At 69.3% G+C, this 12,578-nt stretch carries 7 protein-coding genes; 1 reads left to right on the plus strand and 6 read right to left on the minus strand.

Annotation, left to right across the window (positions count from 1 at the left end):
• Positions 1 to 3 precede the first annotated feature (3 nt).
• On the plus strand, positions 4 to 3,177 hold the full coding sequence (locus AVKW3434_RS16325; protein WP_284406689.1) for a CusA/CzcA family heavy metal efflux RND transporter: 3,174 nt from the start codon (positions 4 to 6) through the stop codon (positions 3,175 to 3,177).
• A gap of 41 nt (positions 3,178 to 3,218) precedes the next feature.
• On the opposite strand, the gene AVKW3434_RS16330 is transcribed toward AVKW3434_RS16325, so the two are convergent.
• The 6 genes from AVKW3434_RS16330 to kdpA form a co-directional block, all read right to left on the minus strand.
• Entirely contained in the window at positions 3,219 to 4,370 is a 1,152-nt protein-coding gene (locus AVKW3434_RS16330) for a pectate lyase family protein (protein ID WP_284406690.1), read from the minus strand.
• 163 nt (positions 4,371 to 4,533) lie between these two features.
• A complete protein-coding gene (kdpE, locus tag AVKW3434_RS16335) occupies positions 4,534 to 5,244 on the minus strand; it encodes a two-component system response regulator KdpE (protein ID WP_272565805.1) in 711 nt (236 codons plus the stop codon).
• Positions 5,241 to 8,003, minus strand: coding sequence for a DUF4118 domain-containing protein (locus AVKW3434_RS16340; protein WP_284406691.1), 2,763 nt, complete (start codon positions 8,001 to 8,003; stop codon positions 5,241 to 5,243). The genes kdpE and AVKW3434_RS16340 overlap by 4 nt, the downstream gene beginning before the upstream one ends.
• Before the next feature lie 68 nt (positions 8,004 to 8,071).
• Positions 8,072 to 8,644, minus strand: coding sequence for a potassium-transporting ATPase subunit KdpC (gene kdpC, locus AVKW3434_RS16345; RefSeq protein ID WP_272565807.1), 573 nt, complete (start codon positions 8,642 to 8,644; stop codon positions 8,072 to 8,074).
• Between the two features lie 21 nt (positions 8,645 to 8,665).
• Positions 8,666 to 10,762 (minus strand): potassium-transporting ATPase subunit KdpB, encoded by a 2,097-nt coding sequence (gene kdpB / locus AVKW3434_RS16350; protein WP_284406692.1) that lies wholly within the window; start codon positions 10,760 to 10,762, stop codon positions 8,666 to 8,668.
• A 1-nt stretch (position 10,763) separates the two neighbouring features.
• Positions 10,764 to 12,578, minus strand: a complete 1,815-nt coding sequence (kdpA, locus tag AVKW3434_RS16355) for a potassium-transporting ATPase subunit KdpA (RefSeq protein ID WP_284406693.1) — start codon at positions 12,576 to 12,578, stop codon at positions 10,764 to 10,766.

Raw genomic sequence — 12,578 nt, forward strand, 5'->3', positions numbered from 1 at the left:
CCCATGTTTGAACGTGTCATTCAGTTTTCCATCGCGCAGCGCTGGCTCGTGATGCTGGCCGTGCTCGGCATGGCGGCCCTGGGCCTCTACAGTTACCAGAAGCTGCCCATCGATGCCGTGCCGGACATCACCAACGTCCAGGTGCAGATCAACACCGCGGCGCCCGGCTACTCTCCCCTGGAAGTGGAGCAGCGCGTGAGTTTTCCCGTGGAGACCGTCATGGCGGGGCTGCCCGGGCTGCAGCAGACCCGCTCGCTGTCACGCTACGGGCTGTCGCAGGTGACCGTGATCTTCCAGGACGGCACCGACATCTACTTCGCGCGGCAACTCGTGAACGAGCGCATCCAGTCGGCCCGCGGCCAGATGCCGGAGGGCGTTCACCCGGTCATCGGACCCATATCGACAGGCCTGGGGGAAATCTACCTTTGGACGGTGGAGGCCCAGGACGGAGCCCGCAAGCCGGATGGGCAACCCTACACCTCCACGGACCTGCGCGAGATCCAGGACTGGATCATCAAGCCGCAGCTGCGCAACGTGCCCGGCGTGACCGAGATCAACTCGATTGGCGGGTATGCCAAGGAGTACCAGATCGCCCCCAGCCCCGACAAGCTGCTGGCGCATGGCCTCACGATGGGGGACCTGGTCACGGCGCTCGAACGCAACAACGCGAACGTGGGAGCCGGGTACATCGAGCGCCGCGGAGAGCAATACCTGATCCGCGCTCCCGGGCAGGTGCAGTCGATGGACGACCTGCGCAACGTCATCCTCGGCAACGCGGGCGGCGTGCCGCTGCGCGTCAGGGATGTGGCCGAGGTCGGGCTGGGCAAAGAACTGCGTACCGGCGCCGCCACCGACAACGGCCGAGAGGTCGTTCTGGGCACGGTGTTCATGCTCATCGGCGAGAACAGCCGCACGGTCTCCCAGGCCGTGGACCGCAAGATGAAGGAGATCAACCGGACCCTGCCCGCCGGCGTGCATGCGGTGACGGTGTACGACCGCACGGCGCTCGTGGACAAGGCCATCGCCACCGTGAAGAAGAACCTCTTCGAGGGCGCGGTGCTGGTGATCGTGATCCTGTTCCTCTTCCTGGGGAACATCCGCGCGGCGTTGATCACGGCCATGGTCATACCGCTGTCGATGCTGTTCACCTTCACCGGCATGGTGAACCAGAAGGTCAGTGCCAACCTGATGAGCCTGGGTGCGCTGGACTTCGGCATCATCATCGACGGCGCGGTGGTGATCGTTGAGAACTGTGTGCGGCGCCTGGCCCACGCACAGCAGCACAAGGGCCGGCCGCTGACGCGGGCGGAGCGTTTTCACGAAGTATTCGCGGCGTCGCAGGAAGCGCGGCGGCCGCTGCTGTTCGGCCAGCTCATCATCATGATCGTGTACCTGCCGATCTTCGCGCTCACCGGGGTGGAGGGAAAGCTGTTCCATCCGATGGCGTTCACGGTGGTCATCGCGCTGGTCGGTGCGATGGTGCTGTCGGTCACCTTCATTCCTGCCGCCGTCGCGCTGTTCATCGGCAAGACGGTGGGCGAGAAGGAAAACCGGCTCATGGGCTGGGCCCGCCGCGCCTACGCGCCGCTGCTGGACCGCGCCATGGGCGCCAAGCCCGTGGTCATCGCACTGGCACTCGCGGCCGTGCTGCTGTCCGGCCTGCTGGCGACGCGCCTGGGCACCGAGTTCGCACCAAGCCTGGGCGAGGGCGATTTCGCCATGCAGGCGTTGCGCATTCCCGGCACCAGCCTGTCGCAGTCGGTGGCGATGCAGCAGCAGCTGGAGAGCACGCTGAAGGCGAAGTTTCCCGAGATCGAGCGGGTTTTTGCCCGCACCGGAACGGCCGAGATCGCATCGGACCCGATGCCGCCCAACATCTCGGACGCCTACATCATGCTCAAGCCGCAGGACACTTGGCCTGCACCGGCCCGGTCGCGCGAACAGCTCCTTGCGGCCATCCAGGCCGAGGTGGAGCAACTGCCGGGCAACAACTACGAGTTCTCACAGCCCATCCAGTTGCGGTTCAATGAACTCATCTCCGGCGTGCGCAGCGATGTGGCGGTGAAGATCTTCGGCGACGACATGGCCGTGCTCGACCAGACCGCCCAGAAGGTCGCCGAAGTGCTCAACCGAATCGATGGGGCCACCGAGGTCAAGGTGGAGCAGACGAGCGGCCTGCCGGTGCTGACGGTGAACATCGACCGCGCCAAGACCGCCCGCTACGGACTGAATGTGGGCGATGTCCAGGAGGCCGTGTCGATTGCCGTGGGCGGGCGCGAGGCCGGCACCCTTTTCGAAGGCGACCGGCGCTTCGGAATCCTCGTGCGGCTGCCGGAGCACATCCGGACCGACCTGGAGGCCATCCAGCGGCTGCCGGTCGCACTGCCTCGCGGCGGCGACGCCGCGGACGCCCGCGCCCGCTTCATCCCGCTGAGCGAAGTGGCCACGCTGCAGTTGGCACCGGGTCCCAACCAGGTCAGCCGGGAGGACGGAAAACGCCGCATCGTCGTGAGCGCCAACGTGCGGGGCCGGGACCTGGGCTCCTTCGTGGCCGAGGCGGAACAGGCCATGCAGGCCGTCCAGATCCCGGCGGGCTACTGGACCGCCTGGGGCGGCCAGTATGAAAATCTGCAGTCGGCCACCCAGCGCCTGCAGGTGGTCGTGCCGGTCGCGTTGCTGCTGGTCTTCACCCTGCTGTTCGCCATGTTCGGCAATGTGAAGGACGGGCTGGTCGTGTTCACCGGCATCCCGTTCGCCCTCACCGGCGGCATCGTGGCGCTGTGGCTGCGCGACATCCCGATCTCGATCTCGGCCGCGGTCGGATTCATCGCGCTGTCGGGCGTCGCCGTGCTGAACGGGCTGGTGATGATCTCCTTCATCCGCGGCCTGCGCGAGAGCGGCATGCCGCTGGACGCCGCCATCCGGGAGGGAGCGCTCACCCGATTGCGGCCCGTGCTCATGACGGCGCTGGTGGCCTCGCTGGGCTTCGTGCCCATGGCCATTGCCACCGGCACCGGAGCAGAGGTGCAGCGGCCGCTGGCGACGGTGGTCATCGGCGGCATCCTGTCCTCGACCGCGCTCACATTGCTGGTGCTGCCGCTGCTGTACCGGATCGTGCACCGGCGCGGCGAAGAAGAGGATGCCCAAGCCGCCGCCCACTTGCCGCCTACGGCCTGAGCACGCCCGCCTGCCGGCCTCTGCGGGCCGGCGGGCTTCGCTCAGTTCACCGTCAGCTTGCCGGGGCCTGCGTTGGACAGCACTTTCGCCTTGACGCTCGAGGCGGGGTCCAGGGTGTATCCGCCCGCATAAGGAATCGTCCAGCCCGCTGCAGCAAAGCCGCATTGGGCTGCGAGACCGAGCGCAACGCCGTTGAGCAGCGACCCGGTATCGCGGATGGTGCCCGTCCTGGAAGCCGCACCGGGGTTCTTCACCACATCGGCGCAGGTGGCCGCGCCGGGCACCTCGAACACGTTGTTTTCCGAGAGGATCTGCGCCTTGTAGCCCACGCCCAGGCTGTAGTTGTGCTTGTAGGGTGCGTCCGATTTGCTGCCGGTGTAGTAGTTGTTGTACACGTGGACCCTGCCGTAGCGCACGCGGGGCGCGCGCTCCACGACCTGGCTGTAGAGGTTGTGGTGGAAGGTCACCGTGAGATGGCCCTCCTCGTCGGTGCTGCTGTCCGAGGCACCCACCAGGTGGGTTTTGTCGTGCCGGTCGAACACGTTGTTGGACACCGTCACGTAGTCGCTCGCGTGGATCACGTCCAGCGCACCGTCGTGGCATTGCTGAGGCTGGCCCTTTTCGATGGGAGCCTGATCGTCGGTGACGGGCGCGTCGGTGAACCGGTTGTGGTCCACCCAGATGCGTTGCGAACTGTAGATCGTGACCGCATCGAAGTCGGAGTTCCACCGCCCCTCGCTGCTGCTCCAGACCGGCGACAGATCGCAGGGAGCGACGATGGTCAGATTGCGCAGGATGACGTTGGAAACCCGCTTCATCAGGATCGAGGCGTTGACGATCCGGGCATCGCTTCCGGCCCCGATCAACGTGGTGTTGCTCGGAATCGTGATGAGGTTGCGCGCAGCCTGATCGGCCCGGCTGGTGAAAGGACCTCCGTTGTCCGCGGCGGCCATGTCGATGGTGCCGTACACCACGATGATTTTCGGTTGGGCACCGCCCGCGCTGAGCGCGGCATTCAACTGGGATGGCGAACTGACCTTGCTCAGGTACTTCGCCGTGGCGCCCGCGCCGCCCGTGGTGCCGCCGCCCTGGCTGGCCCAGCCGTCGGGCGGTGCCGTGTCGGTGGTGTTGTCGGCATGCGCCGCGCCGGACAGCGCGGCGATCAAGAGTGCAGCGAGAGAGCGTTGAATCACGATGGAGTCCTTTGGATCGGAAGAACAGAGCGCCACGAACCCCGGCCCCTCTGGCGCGGGGACGGCCATTCACCCCGTGACTTTGGCAACGCGCAGCCCTGTCTTCGTCGCACCCACCCGAAGCACCTGCCGGACAGGCGAACTCGGCCCGTGGATGCGGGGCTCACACGGCGAGCCGATACCCCACACCGGTCTCGGTCAGCAGATGGCGCGGCTGGGCCGGGTCGGCCTCCAATTTCTGGCGCAGGTGGCCCATGTAGATGCGCAGGTAGTGGTTCTGGTCCGAACGCATGGGGCCCCACACCTCGCGCAGCAGCTGCCGCTGCGTGATCACGCGGCCCGCATTGGCCACCAGCACGGACAGCATGCGGTACTCGGTGGGCGTGAGGTGCACCTCGGCATGGCCGCGCCGCACCACCCGAGCGTTCCGGTCCACCTCGATGTCGCCGAAGCGGAACACGGGCTCCTCGGCCACCGGGGTGAGCCCGTTGCCGCTGGCGGCGCGCGGGCGGCGCAGGTTGGCGCGCACACGCGCCAGCAGCTCGCCGGTGCCGAACGGCTTGGTGAGGTAGTCGTCGGCGCCCGCATCCAGGGCCGCGATCTTGTCGGCCTCGTCGGTGCGGGCCGACAGCACGATGATGGGCACCGCCGACCAGCTGCGCACGTCGCGGATCAGCCCCACGCCATCGCCATCGGGCAGCCCCAGATCGAGCACCAGCAGGTCCGGCTGCCGCGTGCCGGCGGCCGACAGCCCCTCGCGCAGCGTGGCCGCCTCATGCACCTGCCAACCCTCGGCTTCGAGTGCACTGCGCACGAAGCGGCGGATCTGCGGCTCGTCCTCGATCACGATCACCGTTCGCAAGGCCAGGGTCATGGCATTTCCGGCGCACCGGGCTCCAAGGGTTCGTCCAGGGGAAGCGGGGGCTCGTCGCGCCGCGGCAGGGTCACGGTGAACTCCGCCCCGCCGCGCTCGGCGCTGGCGGCGGAGATGTCGCCGCCGTGCGCCTGCACCACCGCCTTGCAGATGGCCAGCCCCAGGCCCACGCCGGGCGTGGCCGACTCCGACTGGCCACGCGTGAATTTCTCGAACAGCGTGTGCTCCTGCCCTCGCAGCGCCACCGGCAGGCCCGGCCCATGGTCGCGCACGGCCAGCCGCAGCGTGGTGGGCGTGGTGCTGGCGGACACCTCGATGGGCGGGGCGCCGTATTTGGCGGCGTTTTCCAGCAGGTTGACCAGCACCCGCTCGATGAGCACGGCATCGAATTCCACCAGCGGAAGGTCCGCCGGCAGGTGCGTGACCACCGGCAAGCGCCCCAGCGCAGGGCGTGCCGCCCGGATCGCGGTGCCCACCACCTCCTCGACCGACTGCCAGTCGCGCCGCAGGTTCACGCTGCCGCCGGCAATGCCGCTCTCCAGCCGTGCCATGTCGAGCAGGTTGCTCACCAGCGCATGCAACTGATGGGCCTGCGCCACGATGGCGCGGCCGGCCTCGGCCTGGCCTTCGGCCGACTGCGCGGGCAGCGATTCCGCCAGCGCGATCAGCGCCGTGAGCGGGGTGCGCACATCGTGCGAAATGGCGCCCAGCAGGGCATTGCGCAGGCGCTCCGATTCCATGTCCACCACCGCGCGCTGCGCCACGTCCACGTAGTGCACCCGCTCCAGAGCGATGGCGATCTGCCGGGCCAGCGTATCGAGCTGCTGCGCCTGCTCGGGAATCAGCAGCCAGCGCGGCTGCGCAGGCTCCAGCGCCAGCACCCCCCGCACGCGCATGGGCGCCTTGAGCGGCACATAGCGCCAGGTCTGTGCGGCCAGCGTGGCCGTGGCCAGGCCGGCGCTCTGGCCCTGGCGCAGCGTCCAGTCGGCCACGTTCGCGTCGAATCCGGGCGGCAGCCCCTCGGGCATGGCCAGGCGGTCGCTCTCGTCCAGCGCGAGCACCGCCGCGCGCCCGCCGAAATGCTTTTGCACCGCGGCAGCACCGATGGCGGTGATCTGCTCCACCTGCAGCGCGGCGGACAGTTCGCGCGTGAGGTCGAACAACGACTGCGCGCGCCGCTCGCGACTCGCCGACACGCCCGCCGCGAAGCGCAGCCCCGCGGTGAGCTGCCCCACCAGCAGCCCCACCATGAGCATGACCCCGAAGGTGACGAGGTACTGCACGTCGCTCACCGCGAACGACATGCGCGGCGATACGAAGAAGAAATCGAACGCCAGCACGTTGACCAGCGCCGCGAGGGCCGCCGGCGCCCGGCCGAATCGCATGGCCACGCCCACCACCCCGAGCAGGTACAGCATGACGATGTTGGCCAGCTCGAACACCCCGGACAGCAGGTGGGTGAGCAAGGTGACGGCCACGCTCACGGCCAGCGACCACACGAAGCCCGGCCAGCGGGCCGGCTGGCGCTCTTCGCTGTCGAGCGCTTCGGTGCCGGCCCGCCCCCAGTCCGCCTGCGCCAGGCGCCGCGAACTGCCGGCGCGCCCGGCCTCCACGATGTCGAGGGCCGGGGCCGCAGCGGCCAGGACCTGCGCCACGGGCCGTGCGGGCCACCAGCGCCGCCAGCCGGCGGCCTGGGCCGGGCGACCGACCACGAGCGTGGCGCAGTTGAGCCGGTGCGCATGCTCCGCCAGCACCGGAGCGACCTCGCCACCGGTCAGCACCGCGGTTTCCGCACCAAGGCCCTCCGCCAGCTGGAGCACGGCCAGCACGCGGTCCCGGCGCCGGGCATCGAGCCGCTGCAGCCGCGGCGTTTCCACATAGGCGGCGTGCCAGCGCACATTGAGCTGGCCGGCCAGCCGCGCCGCGGTGCGCACCGTCTGGGCGGCATCCTCGCCGGGCCCCACGCAGGCCAGCAAGGCGCCGGAGGTGTTCCAGGCCGGTGGCACGCGGTCGCCGCCCGCGCCGGACTGCTCCACGCGCCAGCCGCGCACGTCGTCCTCGACATGCTCGGCCGTGCGCCGCAGCGCGATCTCGCGCAGCGCGATCAGGTTGCCCTTGCGAAAGAAGTTCTGCGCCGCCCGCTCGGCCTGCTGCGGCAGGTAGACCTTGCCGGCGGCCAGGCGCGCGGCCAGTTCGTCAGGTGTGGCATCGACCAGCACCACCTCGTCGGCCTCGTCCAGCACCGTGTCGGGCACGGTTTCGTGCACGCGCACGCCGGTGATGGCTCCGACGGTGCCGTTCAGGCTTTCCAGGTGCTGAACGTTGAGCGCGGTCCACACCTCGATTCCGGCGGCGAGCAGCTCCTGCACGTCCTGCCACCGCTTGGCATGCCGGGACCCGGGCGCATTGGAGTGCGCCAGTTCGTCCACGAGCAGCACGGCCGGCTGGCGCACCAGCGCACCGTCGAGGTCGAACTCGGTGCGCTGGCGGCCCCGGTAGTCCAGGCTGCGCAGCGGCAGTACGGGCAGGCCCTCGACCAGCGCGGCGGTCTCGCTGCGGCCATGGGTCTCGATCACCCCGATGAGCACGTCACGCCCCGCCTTGCGCTCGCGCTGCGCCGCGCTCAGCATCGACCAGGTCTTGCCCACGCCCGCGTTGGCACCGAAGTAGATGCGCAGCTTGCCGCGCTGGGTGCGCTCTTCCTCCGCGCGCATCTGGGCGATGAGCGCATCGGGGTCCGGGCGGGCGATGTCAGGCATGGGCGAAGGAACGTGCGGGCCCTATTGTGGCGGGCGTTGCGCCGGAATCGGCGCTAGTGCCATGGAGCTCACCGCTCGGCATCGAGCGCGAGATTCAGGGCGAGCACGTTCACGCCCGGATCGCCGAGGAGCCCCAGGAACGGGGCATCGGTGTGCGCGTCGATCAGGGCCTGCACGCGCTCCACCGGCCAGCCCCGCGCCTTGGCCACGCGGCTGGCCTGATAGCGCGCGGCAGCGGGGCTGATGTGCGGGTCGAGCCCGCTGGCGGAAGCCGTGACCAGGTCCACCGGCACGGGCGCGGCATTGCCGGGATCGGCCTCGCGCAGCGCCTGGACGCGCGCGGTGACGGCTTCCGTGAGGGCGGGGTTCAGAGGCCCCAGGTTGGAGCCGCCCGACGCGCTGGCGTTGTAGGGCATGGGCGCGGTGGCCGAGGGGCGGCCCCAGAAGTGCTTCGGGTCGGTGAAGTTCTGCCCGATCAGGGACGAGCCCACGGCCTGCCCGCCGCGCAACACCAGGCTGCCCGCGGCCTGCTGCGGAAACGCGGCCTGCGCCACCCCCGTGACGATGAGCGGATAGACAACGCCCGTGATCACGCTCAGCAGCACGAAAAGGGTCAGCGCGGGACGGAGGATTTTGGTCATGTCGATGCTTCCTTGCACAGTTCAAACGAGGCCCACGGCCACCAGCACCCAGTCGATGAGCTTGATGCCGATGAACGGCACCACCAGCCCGCCCAGGCCATAGATCGCCAGGTTGCGGCGCAGCAGCGCGGCGGCGCCCACCGGGCGATAGCGCACGCCCTTGAGCGCCAGCGGGATCAGGAACACGATCACCAGCGCATTGAACACCACCGCCGACAAAATGGCCGAGGAGGGGCTCGCCAGCCGCATCACGTTGAGCGCGGCCAGCTGCGGGTAGGTGGACACGAAGATCGCCGGGATGATGGCGAAATACTTGGCCACGTCGTTGGCGATGGAGAACGTGGTGAGCGAGCCGCGCGTCATCAGCAGCGCCTTGCCGGTCTCCACCACCTCCAGCAGCTTGGTGGGGTTGGAGTCCAGGTCCACCATGTTGCCGGCCTCCTTGGCGGCCTGCGTACCACTGCCCATGGCCACGGCCACGTCGGCCTGCGCCAGTGCCGGTGCATCGTTGGTGCCGTCGCCGGTCATGGCCACCAGGCGGCCCTCGGCCTGGTACTGGCGGATCAGCGCGAGCTTGTCCTCGGGCGTGGCCTCGGCCAGGAAGTCGTCCACCCCGGCCTCAGCGGCGATGGCGGCGGCGGTCAGCTTGTTGTCGCCCGTGATCATCACCGTCTTGATGCCCATGCGCCGCAGCTCGGCGAAGCGCTCCTTGATGCCGGTCTTGACGATGTCCTTGAGCTCGACGATGCCCAGCACCTGGGCGCCCTCGGCCACCGCCAGGGGCGTGCTGCCGCGCCGCGCCACGTCGTCGGCCGCGCGCACCACCTCGGCCGGCACGCTGCCGCCCAGCGCCTGGATGTGGCGCACCATGGCCTGCACCGCGCCCTTGCGCAACGCCACCTCGGGCGCACCGGCCGTGGCCGGCAGGTCCACGCCGCTCATGCGCGTCTGCGCCGTGAAAGGCACCAGGCGCACGCCAGGCGCAGCGGCTTCTTCCGGCAGGCCGCCGCGGCGCGCCAGCTCGACGATGCTGCGGCCCTCGGGCGTCTCATCGGCCAGGGACGCGAGCATGGCGGCGCGCGCAAGGCGCTCCTTGGCCACGCCGGGCGCCGGCAGGAACGCGCTCGCCTGGCGGTTGCCGTGCGTGATGGTGCCGGTCTTGTCCAGCAGCAGCACATCCACGTCGCCCGCGGCCTCCACCGCGCGTCCGGAGGTGGCGATCACGTTGGCCTGCATCATGCGGCTCATGCCCGCCACGCCCACGGCCGACAGCAGACCGCCGATGGTGGTGGGAATCAGGCACACGAGCAGCGCCACCAGCGCGGTGAGCGACACGACCGTGCCCGCCCCCGATGCCCCCACGCTGAAGATCGAGAACGGCAGCAGTGTCACGGTGACCACGAGGAACACGATGGTGAGCGCCACCAGCAGGATGGTCAGCGCCACCTCGTTGGGCGTCTTCTGGCGCTTGGCAGCCTCGACCATGCCGATCATGCGGTCCAGGAACGATTCGCCCGGGTTCACCGTCACGCGCACCACCAGCCAGTCCGACAGCACCCGGGTGCCGCCCGTGACGGCCGAGAAGTCCCCGCCCGATTCACGCACCACCGGCGCGGATTCGCCGGTGATGGCGCTCTCGTCCACCGATGCGACGCCTTCGATCACTTCGCCGTCCAGCGGAATCACGTCGCCCGCATCCACCTGCACCACGTCGCCGCGGCGCAGGTTGGTGGCCTGCTCGGGCAGGAAGGTCGCGCCATGGCGCGGCTCGGCGAGCTTCTTGGCCCAGGTGTCCTTGCGCAGGCCGCGCAGCGATGCGGCCTGCGCCTTGCTGCGGCCCTCCGCCAGCGCCTCCGCGAAGTTGGCGAACAGCACGGTGAACCACAGCCAGACGGCGATCGCCAGCACGAAGGCCGGGCGCATGCCCGTGTCCTGGGGCACCGTGAGTGCATGCAGCCAGAGCAGCGTGGTGAACAGGCTGCCGATGAACACGATGAACATCACCGGATTGCGCCACTGCACGCGGGGATCGAGCTTGGCGAACGATTGCCACAGCGCGGGCTTGACGAGCGCCGCATCGAACAGCGAAAGAGAAAGGGATGTCTTGGGGGTTGTCATGTCAGGGCCTCACTGGGGTCCACAGCATCAGGTGTTCCACGACGGGGCCCAGCGCCAGGGACGGAACGTAATTGAGAAGGCCCACCAGCAGCACGGTGGCGATCAGCAGGGCCACGAACAGCGGCCCGTGCGTGGGCAGTGTGCCGGCGGTGGCGGGCAGCCGCTTCTTGGCGGCGAGCGAGCCCGCGATGGCCAGCACCGGCACGATCACGCCGAAGCGCCCGAACCACATGGCCAGCCCCAGCAGCACGTTGTAGAACGGCGTGTTGGCCGACAGGCCTGCGAAGGCGCTGCCGTTGTTGTTGCCCGCCGAGGTGAGGGCATAGAGGATTTCGGAGAAACCATGCGCACCCGGATTGGCGATGCCCGCCTTGCCGGACTCTGCAATCACCGCCACCGCCGCACCCACCAGCACCAGGATCGGGGTGACCAGGATGGCTACCGAGGTGAGCTTCATCTCGCGCACTTCGATCTTCTTGCCCAGGTACTCCGGCGTCCGGCCGATCATCAGCCCCGCCATGAACACCGCGAGGATGGCAAACACCAGCATGCCGTACAGGCCCGTGCCCACGCCGCCGAAGACCACCTCGCCCAGCTGCATCAGCACCATCGGCACCAGCCCACCCAGCGGGGTGAACGAGTCGTGCATCGCGTTCACCGCGCCGCACGAGGCGGCCGTCGTCACGGCGGCGAAGAGTGCCGATGCGGTGATGCCGAAGCGCACCTCCTTGCCCTCCATGTTGCCGCCGGACTGCAGCGCCGTCGCCGCCTGGTCCACCCCCAGCGCGGCGATGCGCGGGTTGCCGGCCTGCTCGGCGGGAATGACCACGGCCACCGCCACGGCGAACATCACCGTCATGGCCGCCAGGATCGCCAGGCCCTGGCGCGGATCGCCCACCACCCGGCCGAACGTGAAGCACAACGCGGCGGGGATCAGGAAGATCGCCAGCATCTGCACGAAGTTGGTCAGCGGCGTGGGGTTCTCGTACGGATGGGCCGAGTTGGCATTGAAGAAGCCCCCGCCATTGGTGCCCAGCATCTTGATGGCCTCCTGCGACGCCACCGGCCCCATGGCCAGCGTTTGCGTGGCGGTGCTCGCGCTCTCCGTCACCGGGTTGCCGGCCGCGTCTTTCACGGGCTGCCCGTCAGCCGTCAGCTTCGGGTTCTGGTAGGCCGTGGCCTCCAGCGTGGCGACGTCCCGGGACGGCGAGAAGTTCTGGATCACGCCCTGCCCCACCAGAAACACGGCGATCACCAGAGACACCGGCACCAGCACCCAGGTGTTGATGCGCACCATGTCGGCCCAGAAGTTGCCCACCAGCCCCTGGCCGTCCGTGCGGCGCGCGGCAAAGCCCCGGGCCAGCGCGAACGCGACGGCGATGCCCGTGGCCGCCGACAGGAAGTTCTGCACCGACAGCCCCAGCATCTGCGTCAGATAGCCCATGGTGCCCTCGCCCGCATAGCCCTGCCAGTTGGTGTTGGAGACGAAGCTCACCGCGGTGTTGAAAGCCGAGTCGGGCGACACAGCGGCCATGCCCTGCGGGTTGAGCGGCAGCCCGGCCTGCAGGCGCTGCAGGCCGTACACGACCACGGCACCGATGGCATTGAACGCCAGCAAGGCCAGCGCATAGTGGCGCCAGTGCATGCTCTCTTCGGGCCGCACGCCGGCCACGCGGTACAGCGGCGACTCGGCGCGGTGCATCCACTGCGGCAGCCGACCATCGCAGACTGCGGCCAGCCATCGGCCCAGGGGCCAGGCCAGCACGAGGAGCACGAGAAGGAACAGGGCCAACAGGCCCCAGGCGGACGCGTCCAT

Source organism: Acidovorax sp. SUPP3434 (genome assembly GCF_030159015.1).
Taxonomy (GTDB): Bacteria; Pseudomonadota; Gammaproteobacteria; order Burkholderiales; family Burkholderiaceae_C; genus Paracidovorax.